Origin of the sequence: Psychrobacillus sp. FSL K6-4046 (genome assembly GCF_038624605.1) — a bacterium.
Taxonomy (GTDB): Bacteria; Bacillota; Bacilli; order Bacillales_A; family Planococcaceae; genus Psychrobacillus.
In genome coordinates this window covers 3,164,962-3,185,639 of sequence record NZ_CP152020.1, presented here as the reverse complement: position 1 = coordinate 3,185,639, position 20,678 = coordinate 3,164,962, and the positions used below count along the sequence as shown (strand labels likewise).

Below are 20,678 nucleotides of genomic sequence, written 5' to 3'. Positions count from 1 at the left end.
GAGTAATGATATGGACAATTATTATGAAAATGGTGAGCTCGAGGGAGTTAATATTCAGTATGAGGAAATGGAAGTAGATTTCCTTCTAGAAGCTATATATCGGTTATCAGGATTTGATTTTAGACAGTACAATAAATCTTCTATTTCACGTCGAATACACAATCGAATGAAAATAAATGGCATTTCTACAATAACGGGCTTGCTAGAAAAAGTTATCCATGAAGAGGGTTACTTAGATCAGTTGTTGAATGACTTTTCGATTAATGTAACAGAAATGTTCCGTAATCCAAGCTTTTTTAAGGCGTTTAGAGAAGAAGTAGTTCCAATTCTAAGAGAATACCCTGAAATCCGCATATGGCATGCAGGTTGTGCAACTGGGGAAGAGGTATACTCGATGGCTATCTTATTAGAAGAAGAAGGTCTGAAGGATAAAGCAGTTATTTATGCCACTGATATGAACGAGCAAGTGTTAGAAAAGGCTAGCAAGGGGATTTTCCCAATTCAAAAGATGCAAGCATATACGAAAAACTATATGCTTGCCGGTGGGAGCAAAGCCTTTTCTGAATACTATAAGGCAGACTATCAACATGCTTACTTTCATCCATCACTTTTAGAAAATATTATCTTTGCCCAGCATAATCTAGTAACTGATCAGTCATTCAATGAATTTCATGTAATCATTTGCCGGAATGTACTCATTTACTTTAACTCTGAATTACAGGAGCAAGTGCAGGAATTGTTTTATCAAAGCTTAAGTCCCGCAGGAGTTTTAGGCTTAGGTGATAAAGAAACCTTGAAGTTTTCGCGTGTAATGGAAAACTATCAAGAATTAGTTGGTAGCGAAAGAATCTATCAACGATTTAAATAAAAAGAGGAAAAAGTGAAATCAAGATATTTGATTTCACTTTTTTTGAAGTTAAAAGATCTTATCACATAGCTAATTTTTGTCGATATTAAAAAAGTAACATTAAAAAAGCTTCGAAGATTTATTTTTTTTAATCTTCGAAGCTTCTCATTTTATTTACACTGAATCATTAAGACACACATGTCATCCGGTTGATCCTGTTGTTTTTCCTTCGGTAATAGATTATCAATTAAAGCATGAGAATGATCCCATTTTTTAGATGTTAATATTTCAATTTGCTTTTCAGACTCTATCTCATCTGGTCCCATTCCTTCTAGAACTCCATCTGTGTATAAAACAATTTGAATATCCTTTTCATAGGTAATGACTTCTTTCTTCACTTCAATTTCATCAAAGAAGCCAACTGCACAGCAGCTTTTACTTATAGGCACAACCTTTTCATCATCAATTAAAGCAAATCCAGGTGGATGCCCGGCATTGACGTATTCTATCGTTTTTTGATCCGTATCTACTACCATATAAACAGCTGTAAAATAATATGGTATGCCCACCTTTTCATTATGTATCAAAACCATATAGCGATTTAGCTCTTTAATTACAAGCTCTGGCTCTACTAATTGTTTAATGGCCTCTCTTAAAACAGAGGATATGAACATACATACTAGGGAAGCAGATATACCATGCCCCATCATATCTAGTAATATAACAGCATATCGATTGTCACTTATTTTATGCCAATAATACATATCTCCGGCTAAATTAAAGGAAGGGAGGTAGGACACTTCGATTTGAATATCATCTCTTTTTAGAGGAGGGCTTAAAAGGCTTCTTTGCACATGAGTGGCCAAATCCAATTCATACTGGATTTTGTTTTCATGCTGCTTATGCCAATCTAACTCTGCTTTTAAACGAAGGGCTACTCTAATTCTAGCTAATAGCTCTACTTTGTTGATCGGCTTCGTTATATAATCACTGCCACCGACATCCAATGCCTCTGCTAATTTCTTCTTATCCTCTAAGGCTGTTACAAAAATTATTTGGATATCCTTATATCTTTCTTGCTGTTTAATTTGTCTACAAGCTTCAAGTCCATCTATTTCAGGCATCATAATATCTAGTAAAATTAAATCTACCGAATTACAGGTTGGATTCTGCTCATTGATCTGTAAATAGTCAAATAGCTCCTGGGCTGATTTAAGAGATACTGTATCTTTATAACCAGCACTATCTAACATTTTTTCTATTACAAATAGATTGACCGTGTTGTCATCTACCAGTAAAATTGTCATCGCTTTTTCCCCCTGTAGCTAATAAAGCCAATCTAAGTTTATATACGAAATTTTCTTCCCTTTTTATTATACAAAAGATTATACACATGGGGTATTTAAATGACTTTAAATGACAAATATTAACACGGAGTATACATCCTCTTGGCCAGAAAGGAGAAACAAACTTATGCCAAATACGTTTCAATTTCCTTGGTTGTCTGAGTCATGGAACGGATACTAAATGGGATGATTGTTATCTTGAACATTACTACAAGGCTTATGCTGGTTCTCCCAACGTTGATTAAATGTTCGCGTTGTTGGATTTGATTTTTAATATATTCATTAACAGGAGCAATGAGTTGATTGGAGAGGAGAGCAGCGACTCCAGTGGAAATCAACATACTCAAGCTATTTACTAGTTGATATAAAAAAGTTAGAATTAATAAATATTTGTAAAGTGTGGGGAAATGAAAAGTGGAGGTGCAAAATGGATTTATCATTTAAAACAGACGAGGGTAGGTTTAATTATCGTGTTGCAGGATTAATTATAAACGATGGGAAAATATTAATTATGAAGGATGAAAGGTCTCCTTATTATTACGTTCCTGGAGGAAGGGTTAGCCTACATGAAAAGAGTGAGGATGCCATTCACAGAGAAATTAAAGAAGAACTCTCGACTGAAATTTCCGTTGATCGACTGTTATGGGTGAATGAAAATTTTTTTGAAGAGGAAGTTTCCAAAGAAAGATTTCATGAAATATGTTTTTTCTACCTTCTCTCTTTAAAAAATAAAGATTTATTAAGCAAGGGCAATCCTTTTATGGAAAATGAAAATGGAAAAATTCATACATACTATTGGAAAACTTTTGATGAATTACAAAAGCTCAATGTCTATCCTTTATTTCTAAAAGAAAAGTGTTACGACTTGCCACAGCAGATTACTCATTTAGTAGAGACTAAATAGCGTGTAAATCGTTTTATATAGTATGACTTTTCTCAAAAAAGTTCATGCTAGTAACGAGGAGGTGTGATACTAATGGCTAAAGATGTACTTTGTGAAGTGAACAACTGTAAATTTTGGAGACAAGGGAACAAATGTAATGCAAAAGCTATTTATGTAGTTAGTCGTAAAGGGAACCAAGCTTCCAACAGTGATGAAACAGATTGTAAAACGTTTGAACCGAAGTAACTTATCTAATGTCTATTAATACTCACCTAATCACACGTTCATAAACGTGAAAAAAAAGTACAGCTAGTGTAAGCATCACTAGCTGTACTTTCACAATGAGTATTAATAAGTTGTAATTTTAGTATAGGTTTGGAAAGCATAAATCCAACGCTGCCACCAAGTGAAATTGCTTTGATATTCATCTACCTCTACAGTATACATAGCATCCTCATTGTTCCATAATCTATGAAAATATTGCTCCATCTCTAAGGCTAATTCACTCTCATTGGGGGCAATGATTCTTACGTTACTTTCTAGGTTATAATTTTCTAAAGCACGTTCTGTATAATTTGCTGCACCGCTTGAAATCACTGTATGCTCTGGTGTTTGAATCCATATAGTCTTTGTGTGATACTGACCGATTACGGTATTATACCATCGTATATTAATCTTCTCATTCGTATCCTCCACTAGTTCTTGTACGACTGGGCGATTTGGTAGTCCAGACTTTTCTCGACCAAAGGAGTTTTCGTTCGGATCTAATATAAGATTTACTTCTACCCCTCGATTTGCAGCCTCCACTAATGTATTGACTATACTCCGTTCGGCTACAAAGAACATGCCTAGCCAAATGGTATCTCCTTTTTTAGTATCATTTATATCGTTTAGCAATGCATCCAATATTTTTTTCTCTGTTAAGTATTGGGCTTGATACTCACCTTCTGCGTTCTCCGTTTTTATTCTAGGAAGCTTAGGACCTCCGGAAAAAAGAGAAACTGCCTCTTCTGCTTCTAAAATATCATTAATGATTGGTCCATCTAACTTCAAAGCAATATTGCCGTGAAAGCCACTGGCATCGTGGGGATTAGAGGTTGTTATTATAGCGGCCTTCTCTGTTACCAAAGCCTTCCGATGGTTTGCCTTTACATTCAATAGAGTCATATAGGAAGCTATAGTCATTTTAGGCGCGTCACTTGCCATAGCATTAGCAATCCAACCTTTTCCACCAATATCGAACCATTGAAAGAAAATACGATAAATACCAGAATAAACAGGTGTAGAATCCCTTAGCTCATCTAAATCTGTATATACAATTTCAACACCCGCATCACGCATTTTTTTAAACCATTCACTTTCGTAAGATCCATACCCTCGATTAAGTGGATCGGTAATAAAAACGATTGGCATGTCAGGGTTAGCCTTCTTCTTTTTTGCGACAGTGGAGGAAAGTGTCTCTGCTATATTAGGGAAGTCCTCATCTTCATCATAATAGCCATCCATCAAAAAGAAATCTAACACCACAAATTCCTCAGCTTCTTCAATCGTTCGATATACCTCATCAAAAATATGATTTTCATGAATGGTATTTGTACCTTTTTGATCTTGTGCAAAGGTCAAATCCGTTAAAAGTTGAATGTTATTCGTCTTATGTAACTCACCTGCAAAGGAAACTCCTTGGGGAAGCGGTTTAAATGTATGCCAAGCAATAACGATTATGTAAATAAGAGCAAACACGCCTATTAAGGAGACTATAATGCGCTTTTTTTTGCTCCATGGCTTTTTAGTTTTTTTAGCCATGAGAAAACTCCTCCTATAAAACTTCTATTTTAAATATAATATTCCCATATTAGTAGTCAGCAAAACTACTAATCCATCAAATATGTACAATTATTTAATTATTATATGTTTTTAAAATCACTATTGTAATAAAGTAAAGTTTACGTTATCATGATAATGATAATCGTTATCAATTAAAAATGTAGGAGATGAAACTATTGAGTATGAAAAAGTATTGGATGTTAGGCGCGACAGCAGTGCTAGCTCTAAGTTTAGCTGCTTGTGGAGATAAGGAAAAAGGCTCTACAGAAAAAGCTGAAGTTGAAGCGGAATCAACAGAAGCTTCAGCTGATGGGTTAGATACAGAACAAACAATTACATATTTAGGGGAAGACTATGTAGTACCCTCCAAAGTAAATAATATTGTAGCAGCGAGCTTGGAGTCCATGGAAGATGCGGCTATTTTAGGTATTAAGCCAGTAGGAGTGCTTGCAATTGCAGATGCCATCCCTACCTATTTAGCGGATGAGCTAGAAGGAGCAGCACTGGTTGGAGATAAGTTTGCCCCCAATAATGAGGCAATCCTAAATTTAAATCCCGATGTTATTTTAGGTTCTTCCAAGCATGGAAAAGAAGTTGTTACAGCATTAAATAAAATTCAAACGATGATTCCTTATTCGCATGTATCTACGAACTGGAAAGAAAATCTTACTCTCTTAGGACAATTAGGCGATAAAGAAGCAGAGGCAGAAAAAATTATCACAGACTATGAGGAAAAAGCTGGACAAGCTAAAGCTGAATTAGGTGAAGCATTGAAGGATAAGGAAGCACTTGTATTACGTATACGCAAAGGAAGTATTAATGCTTATCCTGAATCTATTTACTTTAACCCAGTTCTTTATAATGATTTAGGACTGAAGGTTCCAGATGTAGTTGCAAAAGCAGAGGCGCAATCAGAATTATCTCTTGAGGCTTTAGCTGAATCGAACCCAGATTACATTTTTCTTCAATTCGAAACTAGTGAAAATACAGATAATGCAGCAGCTTTAGATGAGCTTTTAGCCAATCCGATTTTCGGTAGCATAGAAGCAGCGAAAAATGAACAGGTGTTTGTAAACGTAGTAGACCCTTTAGCGCAAGGTGGTACTGCTTGGTCTAAAGTGAAATTCTTAGATGCAGCGATAGAGAATTTATCGAAGTAAAGTTAGGTGCGATGAATTATGAAAAACAAAAATACGTTAGCTGTCATCATTTTAATAGTTTCTCCACTGTTCATCGTACTAGCAATAGCTTTATCTATTTTATATGGTGCTAAAGATATTAGTCTATTAACAGTTTGGCAGGCGATTACGCAATTCGATGGAAATAATGTGGACCATAACATTATTATGACATCACGATTACCACGCGTAATCGCTGCTTTATTGGTTGGAGCTTTTCTAGCTGTTGCTGGGGCAATTATGCAAGGGATTACACAAAATTATTTGGCATCTCCTTCTATAATGGGAGTAAACGATGGATCGGCATTTGTTATTACAATAGCAATGGTCTTTTTCCCGGGGCTTCCTAACTATCAAATGATTATTCTTTCGATGATTGGCTCTGCTATTGGTGCAGGTCTTGTCTTTGGTTTTGGCTCCTTGATAAAGGGTGGTTTATCACCTGTTCGATTGGCCATTATTGGAACAGTCATTGGAACATTTTTAAGCAGTATAGCTTCTGCTATTGCGATGTACTTTCAAGTGTCTCAAAGCGTTAGTGTTTGGTATAACGCAAAATTACATATAGTAAATCCTGATATGCTATGGCTGTCCATTCCTTTTGGTCTAATCGGGTTAATGCTAGCATTAGGGATTTCGAAGTCAATTACCATTGCCTCGTTAGGTGATGACATTGCAGTAGGTTTAGGGCAACGAACAAAAATGGTCAAAATCATTAGTATTCTTGCGGTAGTTTGCCTGACTGGTACGGCAGTTGCCTTAGTAGGAAAGATAGGGTTTGTTGGATTAATAATTCCTCATATTACTCGATTTCTTGTAGGGGTTGACTACAGAGTTCTAATTCCATGCTCTGCAGCAATCGGAGCGTTGTTTTTAGCTTTTTGTGATGTAATTAGTCGCTTTATCAACTTTCCATTTGAGACTCCCGTTGGTGTAGTAACGGCTATTATTGGTGTTCCTTTCTTCCTTTATCTAATTCGGACGAGAGGGGGAGGACAGCGTGCATAAAGGTCCGTTTATACGTTTCATCACGATGCTGTCTATCTTTGTTGGGTTGACTCTTATCGCTTTCTATTTTCACATTACTAATGGCGTCTTTGATATGACGATCCTGGAGGTTCTCAAAACTTTTTTGCGAATTGATCCAAATGACAAACACGATTTGGTTATATTTGAATTTAGATTACCAAGGATTGTCATTGCAGCCTTAGTAGGAATCGGTCTTGGGATTTCAGGAACTGTTATACAAGGAGTGACAAGGAACGGCTTAGCGGATCCAGGCATATTAGGTATAAATGCTGGAGCAGGGGCTTCTATTGTGATTTTTATGTTCTTCTTTCAAATGTCTGCTTCCAATTTTGTGGAAGATGGCTGGTATACGATTTTTCTAATGCCACTCTTTGGCTTTGTGGGAGGTGCGCTTGCAGCTTCAATTATTTTCATCTTTTCTTGGAAAAATGGAATTTTGGATATGCAAAGATTGATCCTCACGGGTATTGCAATAGGTAGTGGCTTCGGAGCCTTATCCTTATATGTATCACTTAAGATGAATGCAAGTGACTATGAGATGGCCGCAGTTTGGATTTCCGGGAGTATTTATAATGCTAACTGGGCTTTCGTTTTATCCATCCTCCCTTGGGTGCTTATCCTTAGTTCTGTGATTTATAGGAAGAGTCACTTGTTAGATTATCTCCAGTTAGAGGATGCTAATGTGAAGAGTCTTGGAATTTCAGTAGAAAAAGAGAAATCCATCCTATTACTATGTAGTATAGGACTTGTCAGTGCCTGTGTATCGGTGTCCGGTGGGATTGGATTCATAGGGTTGATGGCACCACATATTGCTAAAAGGTTAGTTGGCATCAAGCATAGATTCGTCGTGCCCATGAGTGCTGCAATCGGAATGTTCCTATTGGTACTCTCAGATTACATTGCTAAGACTGTTTTTGAGCCTTCCGAGCTGCCGGTAGGAATCGTTGTTTCTATAATTGGAATTCCCTACTTTTTATATTTATTAATCAAAACGAAGGCATAGGAGGATACCTATGATAGAGAGTATATTACGCGTTGAAGCGCTTAGCTCTGGCTATGACAAAGAAACAGTGTTTACAAATTTAAATACGTCCATTCAAAAGGGGAAAATAACGACCATTATTGGTCCCAATGGATGTGGAAAATCAACTCTATTAAAAACAATCGGACGTATTCTTCAGCAAAAGAACGGAAAAGTTTATTTACATGGGGAAGATATGATGTCGATGCCTACAAAGGCTATTGCGAAAAGGCTTACTCTGCTTTCTCAAAGCCCTGTAGCTCCTGCTCAATTAAAGGTAGATGAGTTAATCTCTTATGGAAGGTTTCCACATCGAAAAAACATTGGAACACTATCAAAAAAAGATATGGAAGTAATTGAATGGGCAATGACTGTCACCAAAACAATCGAATATCGCAATAGGGAAATTAACCAGCTATCAGGTGGTCAGCGTCAAAAGGTATGGCTTGCGATGGCACTCGCACAGGAAACAGAAATTCTCCTGCTCGATGAACCAACCACATACCTAGATATGGCCCATCAGCTAGAGATGTTGAAAATTGTGGAGCAGCTAAATAAGAAGCATCAATGTACAGTAGTGATGGTATTGCATGATATTAACCATGCTGCTCGCTTTTCGGATGAGCTTATCGCAATGCGAGGCGGAGAGATTATTACAACGGGTACTCCTAAGGAAATATTAACAAAGGAAGTTATGAAAAAGGTGTTCCAAATAGATGCAAAGATTATGTTCGATGAAGAAACAGAGGCACCTGTTTGCTATGGATACGAAACTTTAGAGGAGGTTTAATAGATGGATAAGGTACTGTTAGAAAATACAGAGCATTTTCAAATCGATTCCGAGCACACAAACTATTTGTATGATATAAAAGTTTCAATCCCAAATGTGGAGCCTCCTAAGGAGGGTTTTCCTGTCTACTATGTGCTAGATGGAAACTGGTATTTCCAGCTTGCAAGAGATGTAGTGAAGCTGCAATCGAAAAATCCCCTTAAAACACGTATTTCTCCTTCCATTGTGGTTGGGATTGGACATTCTGGTAAGGAAGAGGATGCTCGCAAAAGAAGATTTTTTGATTTTACTCCCAAGGCAGAAGCATATATCTATCCAAAGCGTTTAAAGGGGAAGGAATTAGGAGAGCATGGTGGATCAGAGAAGTTCCTAGCGTTTTTAAAGGATGAGCTAATGCCGAATGTACACAAGCATTATCCAGTTAACCAACAGAATCAGGCACTTTTTGGTCACTCCTTAAGTGGCCTTTTTGTTCTGTGGACATTATTTAAACAACCAGCCTTATTTTCCTGCTACCTACCGATAAGTCCTTCTGTATGGTGGAATGAATACGAGCTATATAAGGAAGCAGAAAATTTTGTGCGTTTGCAAACCAATCTTCAACATAAAAAACTGTTTATATCAGTTGGTAGCAAAGAAGGCTTTATGTGTGAGGATGCAAAACATCTATATAGGGTGTTACATGAAAGTATAGAAACGGAAATATTTATAGCACAGGATGAAAACCATGCCTCAGTGGTGCCTACGGTTTTGAGTAGGGCATTTCGCTATTTACACTAAAGACTAAAAGAGAAGTGGTGTACCATAGCTACTTCCCTCATTAGTGAAGAAAATTCTTTTTTATAGTGACTGTAAACATTATAAAAGGGACATTCAAATGATTATTAAGATTATAAATAGATTATGAAATTGGGATTGGGTACAGTTTTTCGGCGTTGTTTATGCGAGTAAATTTATTAGTACTTATCGTTGCATTAAAGCTGTTCCCATTTATTGATTGGAGTGCAAGACGGCGACTCCTACGGGATGAGTGAGACAGATAAGACATCACAACCACACGCGTAAGCGATGGGTGATGGCTTATCGCTTACCCAGAGGAAAGCGTCCAGCTGGTGCGAAAAATCAATTCTAATTTCTGTTCTATAGATTTCTTTGCATCATAAATCAACTCTACTCTTTAACATAGCCAAACAAAAAAATAGAAAAGTATCTCCTAGCTCATGGTTATTCTTTGACTATATTTATATCAAAATTCATATGATTTACATCCCAAACATCTTCATCCGTATTAGAAAAGACAGTTACTTCGACATTTTGACCAATATTATACCTCTTCACATCACCAACAGGTATTTCGTATACATTTCCTCCTCGTGTGCCCTTATAAATGTTGTTGTGTTCTTTAATAACTAATATCTCTTCTTGAGCGTCTAATTCCTCGACAGTTCCTGAGAAAGTAAAACTTTCTTGGTAATCATCAGCACAACCAGCCAAAAATAAACAAATCAATGATATAAAACTTATTGTAATTTTAATTTTCAACACAAACGCTCCCTCGTTAGATTCATCATATGTAAAGATTCAGAGAGACTATTGACTAAGTTTCCTTCATTCGTTCTAAAATTTGATAATCTTTAGTTTTTTGGATTGATATAGAATTTTGATTTGCAAAATCGAGTAAATCTAAGAATACGTTGTTAGGCTCGAAGTTAAAAACACGAATATTGAGGCCCTTATTGATTTGTATAATAGCACCTTTAGTAGACCAACCAAAACGGACAAATTTAATATTTATTATTTGGTAGGGGTGTATGACTCGTTTATAAAGAGGCATTTTGATGAATAGGAATTGATACGTCAGATAACCATCCTTTATTTCCAGTTTATATTGAATAAAAAATGAAAACAGTGAAAATAAAAGAATAATAATATGAAAATATAACAATCCTTTGGAAAAATTATTCCCTATAATATTTGAAAGTAATAAACCCACCGTCATTACAAATAAAAAAAACATAATTCCTCGCTGGACTTTTGCATTGTATGCCAACTTTTCCCCTCCTTGTTGTTTAACTTGTAATTCGTGTGACTAAACCGGCTCTTGGATGATTTTATAAGTTTTAATTAATTTATGATTTCTTATTTTAAAAAAACTAGCACATTTAGAAGGGTATTTGTGGAATACAGTAGAATTGATTTCACTCTGGCGGATGCTTTTTATAACAGCATCATGTTGATTGTAGGAGCAGTTTTATAATAAACTGCTATTTATTCATTTGACTTATTTAAGTTAATTTTAACATAAATATCCATTTTATTTAAAAATAATTTAATTATTTGTAAGTTGGTTATCTACGTTGAAATTAGTTAGACTATTGAAAATATTTAAATTAATACTTACAATTAAACTTGTAAGTGCTTTCACCAAATTAGTTTAATAGAGAGGTGAGACAATGGGGATATTGAATGGGTTAAAGATTTTAGATTTCTCTACTCTTCTGCCGGGACCTTTTGCCACGATGATGTTAGCCGACATGGGAGCAGATGTCATTAAAATCGAGGCTCCAAATCGAGAGGATTTTTTAAAGCATATTGAGCCTAAGGATGGTGAGGTTTCTGCAACATTTGCTCATCTAAACCGCTCTAAGCGATCGCTAGCAATAGATTTAAAACTAGCAGAATCGAAGGATATTATCTATAGGCTAATAGAGGAATATGACATTGTCATTGAGCAGTTTCGCCCCGGTGTTATGGATAAGCTCGGGATTGGCTATGAAAAGTTAAAGGAAATAAACCCTAAGATCATTTTCTGTTCCATTACAGGATATGGACAAACTGGTCCTCTTCGAAATAGAGCAGGACACGATATCAACTATTTATCTATAGCTGGAGTAGCTAGCTACTCTGCTCGAAAAAATCAGGCACCTGTTCCTGGAGGTATTCAAGTGGCAGATCTAGCTGGAGGATCCATGCCAGCTGTCATTGGAATCCTTGCAGCTGTTTATCATCGACATAGTACTGGAGAAGGACAGCATATTGATGTAAGCCTCACAGATGTTGCTTTTTCCTTGAACGCTATGTATGGACCGAATTTTCTAGTTGGCGGGGAAAATCCGAAGGAAGAGGAAATGCTGTTAAATGGCGGAACCTTTTATGATTACTATGAGACAAAAGATAGTCGTTATTTTTCAGTTGGAAGTTTAGAGCCGAAGTTTCAGCAAAAACTTTGTGAGCTATTAGGAGATAGAAATCTTATAAAGCTTAGCAACAGCAATAATATGGAAGACCAGCAGGCATTCAAAGAAATCGTGACAAAGGAATTTAAGGCAAGAAACTTTGACGAATGGATTAGTATTCTTGGGGATGATTTTGATGGCTGTGTAGAGCCAGTATTAAGCTTTGGCGAAGCAGTTCAGCACCCTCAAATACTGGCTAGAAATATGGTGACCACTGTGCCGAAAAGTGAAGGAGGAGAGCAACAGCAAATTGCTTTCCCTATAAAATTCTCAGCAAGTAGGCCAGAGTACCGCTTTGCAGGTGTTTCAACAGGTAAGCATACTCAGGAAATATTGAAGAGTTTAGGAATGGACTTGCCAGAGATTCAGTCCCTTGCCGAAAAGGGTGTTTTTGGAGAAATCAAAGCATAAGAATGAATCTACTCAAATAAAATAAAAGCAAAGAAAAGGAGCTGGTAATTATGTTCTCACCGTTAACGCCGTTAGATTGGAAACGAAGAGCAGTTAAGTATTATCCGGAAAAAGTAGCTGTAATTGATGGAGAAAAGGAATTTACATATAAGCAATTTTCACAGCGTGCTGACCAGCTATCCTATTCTTTATACAAGGCAGGTATTCGAAAAGGGAATCATGTAGCAGTTATGCTTCCTAACACTCATTATATGCTGGAGTGCTTTTATGGGATCTGTCAGCTGGGAGCAGTAATGGTACCATTAAATTACCGTCTTAATGCGGAGGATATTGAGTATATTATCAAGCATAGCGACTCTAAGATGTTGATAGTAGATGCAGAGTTTACAGGCCCGATTGAGAAGATAGCGGAAGATCTACCTTTTGACCAAATCGTAGTAGTGGCTGTTGCCGGACATAGTCATACATTGAAAGCAAAGGATTATGAGGACTTTATCACAGCAGGGAAAGAGGTAATAGAATTCCCAGAGATAGATGAAAATCAGCTGCTTACCTTAAACTATACAAGTGGAACGACCTCTAAGCCAAAAGGGGTTATGCTGACACATCGAGGAAATTATTTGAACGCAGCAAACTTTATGTATCATTTAAATGTAAATCACGATGATGTGTATCTTCATACTTTACCTATGTTTCATGCAAATGGCTGGGGAGGAGTCTGGGCACTCACAGCAGTAGGGGCTACCCATATTTGTTTGCGAAAAGTAGATCCTCCGTTAATACTAGATTTATTTGAAAAGCATAAAATATCTTTATTATGCGGTGCTCCAACCGTTGTTAATATGCTTGTTAATGAACCGAAGGCAAAAGATGTGAAAATCACAACTAATCCGCGTATGGCTACTGCAGGGGCTCCGCCTGCCGCGGCGTTAATCGCAAAAGCGCAATCAATCCTTGGACTTAATATGATGCATGTATACGGTCTAACGGAAACATCTCCATTCATTCTATATTGCGAATGGAAAAAAGAATTTAATGATCTAACTGTAGATGAACAATCTACTGTTAAGGCGAGACAAGGAATCGAGTTAGCGTTTAATGGAGAAACAAAGGTCGTTAATCAGGAGGATGGCAAGGAGGTTGAATGGAACGGTAAGGAGCTAGGAGAAATTATTACACGTGGCAACGTAGTAATGGAAGGATATTATAAGGACCCGGAAAAAACTGCCGAAGCGATTAAAGATGGTTGGTTTTATACAGGTGATTTAGCAGTTACCTATCCAGATGGATATATTGAGATACAAGATCGTATTAAGGATATGATCATTTCAGGAGGAGAGAATATTTCTTCTACTGAAATAGAAGGTGTGCTTTATAAGCATCCAGATATATTAGAAGTAGCTGTCATTGCGGTACCTGATGAAAAGTGGGGTGAGGTACCAAAGGCAGTTGTCGTACTTCAGCCGGAAAGTAGCATTACAGAACAAGAGCTAATTGATTATTGTCGCTCTAAAATGGCTCACTTTAAAGCTCCAAAAGCAGTTGATTTTGTAGAGGCACTTCCTAAAACCGCTACTGGTAAGCTACAAAAATTCCGTCTACGAGAAATGTATTGGAACGGACCAAAGAAAGTAAATTAAAAATAAGACCCCATCGCTTGATAGCTTTGGGGTCTTATTTAAAGATAGTCTAAGCTTTAGAATAGTAAAAGTAACCCAGCAATTCATACAATCCAAGAAAGAGCAGAATCTTTACTTTTTGCTAATCTATTGCTAAGTTTTTGAAGAAAGGGATGTAGACAGTGACTAAAAATGCTATAAAAGATCATCAATAATAGATAGGGTAGAATCATCATTGTATTGTATAGTACAAGAATAGATACTTCACTCTGGGAGTGTTAGATGTAGGCGTATGAATTAATAGGATTCATGTCGAGGGGATCCACATTTAAGGTTGGTTCGAATTCGCATATAATTTTGTATTAAACCAGCATGTCTACCGGACTCGGTATAACGATTCACTAAAGGGCGAAGTCTTTCGAGGAATTCACGATCGCAGATACACGGACCTCTACCACTATCATAACAAAGGTCATGCATCATACAGGCAGCATCTACCTCATTAACTGGAGCTCCCGGACCGCTGCATCCAGGTCCGCACCAATTATAGCCTGGAAGACAAAAGCCACGTTTGTTATTTCTTCTTTGTTGCAAACTAACACCCCCTTATCCTTCATGTTTATAGGGTATTCCTGTGTTGATTTACGAACAAATACAAGCACCTAGCTGTCCAATTTTTATTTTTTAAAATCACTAAAAAAAGCAGTCTAAAAAAAGGACTGCTAAGTGAATTGAAGTTTAAGATAAGTAGAGAAGTCTTTTGAATATGGAATATTGAATAATTGTATCGGCAGTTTCATTAGTAACGTTTTGAAACAGACTATTATTACCACCCTTTAAGCTAAAGAAAATACCATCATATAAGTCTTCTAAAGTCATCGAGTATAAAGAGTTTTTATTCCTTTTGTCAGTCAACATAAGCGTTTCTCCGTGAAGCAGGAGGTTAGTTGCCCATTCGTCTTGATAGATTCCTAAAGGCTTGTTACTCCAGATAGACTGGTCATCTTCCTGATGTATGGACCATTTCTCATCCTCTAACAATGCGCTCATAATATTTTCAATAGTCTCTTCTGTAATTGAAATTGTTACTTGTAATTCTTTGATGTGTGTTTGTTGATTCATTTCTTCATCCCCTTACATTGTTTTCCCATCCATTTAAATTTACTATGAATTCACAGAAAAAAGAATAATCCAAATAGTGGTAAGAAATGATCGGGGATTTTATTTTTCATTTTGTTCAGATGAGTCGATATCTCTATCCTTAGGACTTCTCCTGGTTGTCTTCTATTAACCATTATCGGGAAGATACTACTAGGAAGCGAACAGGCTTGTCCGTTAAGTTATACCAGTAATGTAATAGATTTGCGTCAAACATCGTCGATTGCTGTTCCTTCAGTTCCATCTCTTTACCATCGACTACTACGGTTAAGGTTCCTTCTACTACAAATAGAAACTCATGACCGCTATGGGAAAAAGCATTTCCTTTGTTTTCTCCAGATTGAAGTGTAACGAGTATAGGTGTATAGGCAGCATCCTGGATGCCATTGGATAAATTTTTGTAATAAAACTGTTGTCTAATTTCAGCCAATTCATCATGTGAAGTTACATCCGGAAAGAAAACGGTCGGGTTGACTTTCAGTGCATCTGCTATTTTTTTGAGAGATTCTAACGTTACACTAGACTTTCCTCTTTCGACTTGTGAGAGGAAGCTAATTGATACATTAGTCATCTCTGCAAGTTCCTTTAGAGTGAGCTTACGTTCTTTTCTTAAATTTTTTAGAATAGATCCTATTAAATTTGAAGACAATATGTATCTCTCCTTTTTCTTATCTATTAGTTATCATACCTACTAATGAGGCATCGCTCAACGATTCCTATCAAATACCCGTTGACAGAAAATTAAAAACTATCTAAAATAAAGTCTAGGGAGAAATTAAAGTGGTACTTCAATTTTGAAAGGGGAGAGGGAAGATGGACCAAAAACAAATGAGGAAGGTCTGGATTGCTAGCTTAGTAGGGAGCTCTATTGAATGGTTTGATTACTTTTTATATGGAACAGTTGCTGCACTTGTTTTTAATCAAATATTCTTTGTGACAGAGGAGCCAACAGTAGGGTTACTGCTTTCATATGCATCCTTCGCATTAGCATTTTTTATCCGACCATTCGGTGGAATCATATTTAGTCATATCGGTGACAGGATTGGTAGAAAGAAAACATTAGTTATAACATTAAGTCTAATGGGGGTTGCTACTTTTGGTATGGGGCTACTGCCTACTTATCAAGCGATTGGAGTATGGGCTCCTATTCTATTAATTACGCTGCGCTTAATCCAAGGACTGGGTATCGGCGGAGAGTGGGGAGGAGCACTATTACTGGCAGTTGAATATGCACCAAAGGAAAAACGAGGTTTGTACGGAGCAATCCCACAAATGGGTGTAACAATTGGGATGGTAATGGGGACAGTTGCTTTATCTATTATGACTCTATTACCTGAAGGTTCTTTTATGACATGGGGCTGGCGTGTTCCATTTATCATGAGTGCCTTGCTTGTTATTTTTGGCTTGTGGATTCGTAAGGGAATTGAAGAAACACCTTCCTTTAAAAGAGTACAAGAGTCAGGTGAGATTCCAAAGCTCCCTATCGCGGATACGTTAAAGTATCATTGGAAAGAAGTTATCATTGCAGTAGGGGCTAAGGTAGTTGAAACGGCACCTTTCTATATTTTTGGTACTTTTGTTGTTTCTTACGCTACTGCTGAGCTAGGATTCTCACGTACTGCTGTATTAAATACAGTGATGGTAGCAACAATAGTGACGACTATTCTTATACCTATAATGGGAAGTCTATCAGATAAAATCGGACGTAAAAAGGTTTACGTGGCTGGAACCGTTGGGATGATTTTGTTCGCCTTCCCTTACTTTTGGATGCTTCAGCAACAGTCGCTTGCGTTACTTGTAATTGCAACCATTATTGGGCTGGGAATCATTTGGGCACCGATCACGGCCGTGCTAGGAACGATGTTTTCAGAGATTTTTGACGCTAAGGTTCGCTATACAGGAATCACGCTAGGCTACCAAATTGGAGCGGCCTTAGCAGGTGGAACAGCACCATTAATAGCTACGAGTCTAATGCTACAATTTGATGGATCCTATGTTCCAGTTGCATTCTATATTATCTTCACAGCGGTCATTTCTTTATTGGCAATCTGGGCTGTTAAAGATAGAAGCCAACAAAACCTGGATGAGGTGACTGCAGTTAAAAAAGATGAGTCATTAGCAAAGGCAGAAAAAGAACTTAGTAAAGTATAATGATGTAAACATAAAGTTCGTCTTACGCTACTTAAGGCAAGACGAGCTTTTATTTTTAGGGAGGGTTTTAAATAATGCTAGTAGTTAATGAACAGGAGATTATGTGTACATATAAGATGAAAGATGCAATAGAGGATGTCAAAGGGATATTAAAAGCAAAGGCAGCAGGGAAATTAGCGAGTCCACATAGAACAGTAATTGAATTTCCAAAGCATGAAGCATCTGCATTGTATATGCCAAGTGCTGATTTAATAGGGGAGGTTACAGCTGTAAAGGTAGTGACCATTTTCCCGAACAATCCGTCACAAGGAAAGCCAACTACACAAGGCGTCGTTTTACTATCGGATGCAAAAAACGGAGAGCATTTGGCCATGTTAAATGCCTCCTATTTAACCAGGCTAAGAACTGGAGCACTTAGTGGTGTTGCTACAGATTATCTAGCAAAAAAGGATTCGAAGGTGTTGACCATAATCGGAACAGGAGCAATGGCATTTGAGCAGGTGCTTGCAGTGCTAGCTGTACGAGATATCGAACGAATTTTGCTAGTTAATAGAACTTCTTCAAAAGCAGAGCAATTTGGACAAAAACTAGTAGAGTTTGGGATTACTATTCCTTATGAGGTGTTTAAGGACGTTTCAGCCGCAGTGCGAGAGTCAGATATTATCTGCTGTGCAACGAGATCTAACGAGCCTGTTTTTAATGGGAAGGACTTAAAGGCGGGGACTCATATTAATGGAGTTGGCTCTTATTTACCCCACATGCTTGAAATGGATGTAGCGACGATAACCAAGTCTTCTAAAATTGTAGTAGACGATTTGGCTGGAGTTAAAGGTGAGGCAGGGGAACTCATGCATGCTTCTGAAATTGGCGAATGGTCCTTCGATAAAATCCATGGAGAAATTGGAGAACTTGTTACTGGAACAGTGGAAGGTCGACAGCATGAAGAGGAAATCACTTTATTCAAATCTGTCGGAGCAGCGTACTATGATTTAGCAGTTGCAAAGGGTGTTTTTGTAAAGGCAAGGGAACAGAGAATTGGTACAGAAATAGATGTATAAAAAAGGGGCCGAGTAGCAAACTAGCTGTTCGGCCTTTTTTAATTGTGTAGGAAACTATAAAAATTCTGAAACTTGGTAGACATATGTCCTTGCGCTTTTCCCCATTAGCCTGTCGGGGCAGGGATAGGCGCCTGCGCTTTTCTGATTGTCTAGCTCCGGCGCCTTGCCCCTCGGGGTCAAATGGAAAAAAGCTGCGGTGGCTGAGGACCTGCCTCCTCGCTTTTTCCCATTTGCCTGTCGGGGCAGGGATAGGCGCCTACGCTTTTCTGATTGTCTAGCTCCGGCGCCTTGCCCCTCGGGGTCAAATGGAAAAAAGCTGCGGTGGCTGAGGACCTGCCTCCTCGCTTTTCCCCATTAGCCTGTCGGGGCAGGGATAGGCGCCTACGCTTTTCTGATTGTCTAGCTCCGGCGCCTTGCCCCTCGGGGTCAAATGGAAAAAAGCTGCGGTGGCTGAGGACCTGCCTCCTCGCTTTTCCCCATTAGCCTGTCGGGGCAGGGATAGGCGCCTATGCTTTTCTGATTGACTTCTATTTTTTTACATGATAAAATTATCTCGAATTAAAGATATTTAAATTAGAGATAAAACAGGAGGTTTACCATATATGAATCATTTAAAGGGATTACACCATGTAACGGCAATTACGAGCAGTGCAGAAGAAAACTATCGATTTTTCACATACGTATTAGGAATGCGATTAGTAAAGAAGACGGTGAATCAAGACGATATTCAAACGTATCATTTGTTTTTTGCAGATGATGTTGGTGGAGCAGGGACAGACATGACATTTTTTGATTTTCCGGGAATTCCAAAAGGTACACATGGAACGGATGAAATATTCAAAACGTCATTTCGCGTTCCGACGGATGATTCCCTCCATTACTGGGTTAAACGATTTGATCGCTTGAACGTTAAACACAGTGGTATACAGGAGCAGTTCGGAGTGAAGGTTCTCTCTTTTGTTGACTTTGACGACCAGCAATATCAATTAATTTCTGATGAGTATAATACAGGAGTGGAATCAGGAACACCTTGGCAAAAAGGGCCTATCCCTTTAGAGCATGCCATTACTGGACTAGGACCGATCCACATTCGAATTGCACAGTTTGACTATATGAAAGAAGTTTTAGAAAAGGTATTACTGTTTAAAGAGATTGCCCAGGATGGAGATTTTCACTTGTTTGAGGTTGGAGAAGGTGGAAACGGAGCACAGGTGATTGTAGAAAAGAATGTTGTTCTTCCACCTGGTCGTCAAGGCTTCGGAACAGTGCATCATGCGGCATTCCGCGTAGAAGACAGAGCGGTTTTAGATGAGTGGACAGAGCGAATGGAAAGCTTTGGATTCAATACATCGGGATTCGTAGATCGCTTTTTCTTCCAATCCCTATATGCGAGAGTGGCAAATGGAATATTATTTGAGTTTGCGACTGACGGTCCTGGATTCATGGGTGACGAGCCCTATGAAACTTTAGGAGAAAAGCTTTCCTTGCCACCATTTTTAGAGTCGAAACGTGCTCAAATCGAAGGCTTAGTGAGACCTATAGATACAGTAAGAAGCACGATTGAGTTTGTAAAGGAATAAAGTAAGAGCCCTCCATAATGGAGGGCTCTACTTTTTATATGAGTTCCTTAAATTTTAAGCGTTTATTTAAGGCAAGCATTAATGGAATACCTACTGCCATAACTACAAATTCACCTAAAGCGACTGTATACCAAGTGTAATAAAAAGGATTAGCAATATCGAAATCAAAATATAGTTCAATATTGAATGCAAGATGCAGCTCGATTGCGATGATAAACATAGTAAATGTAAATAAAATGGTGTTTAAAATCATATGCCATAGCTTATTTTTTACAAATTTCCCTATGAGTATACTAATAGATAAAGTGATGATGGAATGACCTACACCAAAGGTTAAATCGTAAAGCCCCAAAGTGGAAAACAGGTTGGTAATAAATACTCCAATCACAATACCAAAGAAATACTTTTTGTTAAATACTATTAGGTGATTAAACATCTCGGATATCCGAAACTGAAAAGCACCGAATGCAAAGGGTGCCACTAGCATAGATACAGCCACATATAAAGCTGCAATAATCCCGCTCGTAGCCATCGTTTTTATGTTCAT

Annotated in this window: 22 protein-coding genes; 13 read left to right on the top strand and 9 right to left on the bottom strand. The window is 37.7% G+C overall.

Features of this window, described 5'->3' with window-relative positions:
- Positions 1-10 precede the first annotated feature (10 nt).
- On the top strand, positions 11-868 hold the full coding sequence (locus tag MKY09_RS15695) for a protein-glutamate O-methyltransferase CheR (RefSeq protein WP_342567080.1): 858 nt from the start codon (positions 11-13) through the stop codon (positions 866-868).
- 149 nt (positions 869-1,017) lie between these two features.
- Here MKY09_RS15695 and MKY09_RS15690 read toward each other — a convergent pair whose 3' ends face one another.
- Together MKY09_RS15690 and MKY09_RS15685 are read right to left on the bottom strand one after the other, a co-directional pair.
- Positions 1,018-2,154, bottom strand: a complete 1,137-nt coding sequence (locus MKY09_RS15690; RefSeq protein ID WP_342567079.1) for a fused response regulator/phosphatase — start codon at positions 2,152-2,154, stop codon at positions 1,018-1,020.
- 164 nt (positions 2,155-2,318) lie between these two features.
- Positions 2,319-2,540: a hypothetical protein gene (locus tag MKY09_RS15685; protein WP_342567078.1), complete on the bottom strand. Its 222-nt coding sequence runs from the start codon at positions 2,538-2,540 to the stop codon at positions 2,319-2,321.
- A gap of 80 nt (positions 2,541-2,620) precedes the next feature.
- On the opposite strand from MKY09_RS15685, the gene MKY09_RS15680 reads away from it, so the two are divergent.
- Together MKY09_RS15680 and MKY09_RS15675 are read left to right on the top strand one after the other, a co-directional pair.
- Entirely contained in the window at positions 2,621-3,097 is a 477-nt protein-coding gene (locus MKY09_RS15680) for an NUDIX domain-containing protein (protein ID WP_298469991.1), read from the top strand.
- A 72-nt stretch (positions 3,098-3,169) separates the two neighbouring features.
- On the top strand, positions 3,170-3,322 hold the full coding sequence (locus tag MKY09_RS15675) for a DUF1540 domain-containing protein (RefSeq protein ID WP_144541288.1): 153 nt from the start codon (positions 3,170-3,172) through the stop codon (positions 3,320-3,322).
- Positions 3,323-3,424: 102 nt separating this feature from the next.
- Here MKY09_RS15675 and MKY09_RS15670 read toward each other — a convergent pair whose 3' ends face one another.
- Positions 3,425-4,879, bottom strand: coding sequence for a phospholipase D family protein (locus MKY09_RS15670; protein ID WP_251556492.1), 1,455 nt, complete (start codon positions 4,877-4,879; stop codon positions 3,425-3,427).
- Between the two features lie 203 nt (positions 4,880-5,082).
- On the opposite strand from MKY09_RS15670, the gene MKY09_RS15665 reads away from it, so the two are divergent.
- The 5 genes from MKY09_RS15665 to MKY09_RS15645 are packed head-to-tail and all read left to right on the top strand — an operon-like array spanning position 5,083 to position 9,698.
- On the top strand, positions 5,083-6,060 hold the full coding sequence (locus MKY09_RS15665; RefSeq protein WP_298470086.1) for an ABC transporter substrate-binding protein: 978 nt from the start codon (positions 5,083-5,085) through the stop codon (positions 6,058-6,060).
- 18 nt (positions 6,061-6,078) lie between these two features.
- Positions 6,079-7,086 (top strand): iron ABC transporter permease, encoded by a 1,008-nt coding sequence (locus tag MKY09_RS15660; protein WP_169360426.1) that lies wholly within the window; start codon positions 6,079-6,081, stop codon positions 7,084-7,086.
- A gap of 25 nt (positions 7,087-7,111) precedes the next feature.
- Positions 7,112-8,110, top strand: coding sequence for an iron ABC transporter permease (locus MKY09_RS15655; protein ID WP_342568258.1), 999 nt, complete (start codon positions 7,112-7,114; stop codon positions 8,108-8,110).
- A 10-nt stretch (positions 8,111-8,120) separates the two neighbouring features.
- On the top strand, positions 8,121-8,918 hold the full coding sequence (locus tag MKY09_RS15650; protein ID WP_342567077.1) for an ABC transporter ATP-binding protein: 798 nt from the start codon (positions 8,121-8,123) through the stop codon (positions 8,916-8,918).
- 3 nt (positions 8,919-8,921) lie between these two features.
- Positions 8,922-9,698, top strand: coding sequence for an alpha/beta hydrolase-fold protein (locus MKY09_RS15645; protein ID WP_342567076.1), 777 nt, complete (start codon positions 8,922-8,924; stop codon positions 9,696-9,698).
- A 444-nt stretch (positions 9,699-10,142) separates the two neighbouring features.
- On the opposite strand, the gene MKY09_RS15640 is transcribed toward MKY09_RS15645, so the two are convergent.
- The gene (locus MKY09_RS15640) at positions 10,143-10,460 is read right to left on the bottom strand and encodes a hypothetical protein (RefSeq protein ID WP_342567075.1); all 318 of its coding nucleotides are present in this window, start codon (positions 10,458-10,460) and stop codon (positions 10,143-10,145) included.
- 55 nt (positions 10,461-10,515) lie between these two features.
- Entirely contained in the window at positions 10,516-10,968 is a 453-nt protein-coding gene (locus tag MKY09_RS15635; protein ID WP_342567074.1) for a hypothetical protein, read from the bottom strand.
- 403 nt (positions 10,969-11,371) lie between these two features.
- Here MKY09_RS15635 and MKY09_RS15630 point away from each other — a divergent pair, with 403 nt between their 5' ends.
- Both MKY09_RS15630 and MKY09_RS15625 read left to right on the top strand, forming a co-directional pair.
- On the top strand, positions 11,372-12,565 hold the full coding sequence (locus tag MKY09_RS15630) for a CaiB/BaiF CoA-transferase family protein (protein WP_342567073.1): 1,194 nt from the start codon (positions 11,372-11,374) through the stop codon (positions 12,563-12,565).
- Positions 12,566-12,615: 50 nt separating this feature from the next.
- The gene (locus tag MKY09_RS15625; RefSeq protein ID WP_342567072.1) at positions 12,616-14,205 is read left to right on the top strand and encodes a long-chain-fatty-acid--CoA ligase; all 1,590 of its coding nucleotides are present in this window, start codon (positions 12,616-12,618) and stop codon (positions 14,203-14,205) included.
- A 276-nt stretch (positions 14,206-14,481) separates the two neighbouring features.
- Here the strand turns inward: MKY09_RS15625 and MKY09_RS15620 are convergent, their stop codons facing one another.
- From MKY09_RS15620 to MKY09_RS15610, 3 genes are all read right to left on the bottom strand, one after another.
- Positions 14,482-14,778: a phospholipase gene (locus tag MKY09_RS15620; RefSeq protein ID WP_342567071.1), complete on the bottom strand. Its 297-nt coding sequence runs from the start codon at positions 14,776-14,778 to the stop codon at positions 14,482-14,484.
- Between the two features lie 144 nt (positions 14,779-14,922).
- Positions 14,923-15,306 carry a hypothetical protein gene (locus MKY09_RS15615; RefSeq protein WP_251556501.1) on the bottom strand — a complete coding sequence of 128 codons (384 nt, stop codon included), beginning with the start codon at positions 15,304-15,306 and terminating at the stop codon, positions 14,923-14,925.
- Positions 15,307-15,478: 172 nt separating this feature from the next.
- Positions 15,479-15,991 (bottom strand): XRE family transcriptional regulator, encoded by a 513-nt coding sequence (locus tag MKY09_RS15610; protein ID WP_169360435.1) that lies wholly within the window; start codon positions 15,989-15,991, stop codon positions 15,479-15,481.
- 164 nt (positions 15,992-16,155) lie between these two features.
- Here MKY09_RS15610 and MKY09_RS15605 point away from each other — a divergent pair, with 164 nt between their 5' ends.
- From MKY09_RS15605 to MKY09_RS15595, 3 genes are all read left to right on the top strand, one after another.
- The gene (locus tag MKY09_RS15605; RefSeq protein ID WP_169360436.1) at positions 16,156-17,493 is read left to right on the top strand and encodes an MFS transporter; all 1,338 of its coding nucleotides are present in this window, start codon (positions 16,156-16,158) and stop codon (positions 17,491-17,493) included.
- Between the two features lie 74 nt (positions 17,494-17,567).
- Positions 17,568-18,551 carry an ornithine cyclodeaminase family protein gene (locus MKY09_RS15600; protein WP_169360437.1) on the top strand — a complete coding sequence of 328 codons (984 nt, stop codon included), beginning with the start codon at positions 17,568-17,570 and terminating at the stop codon, positions 18,549-18,551.
- A 602-nt stretch (positions 18,552-19,153) separates the two neighbouring features.
- Entirely contained in the window at positions 19,154-20,131 is a 978-nt protein-coding gene (locus tag MKY09_RS15595; RefSeq protein ID WP_342567070.1) for a ring-cleaving dioxygenase, read from the top strand.
- 34 nt (positions 20,132-20,165) lie between these two features.
- Here the strand turns inward: MKY09_RS15595 and MKY09_RS15590 are convergent, their stop codons facing one another.
- Positions 20,166-20,678: a QueT transporter family protein gene (locus MKY09_RS15590; RefSeq protein ID WP_342567069.1), complete on the bottom strand. Its 513-nt coding sequence runs from the start codon at positions 20,676-20,678 to the stop codon at positions 20,166-20,168.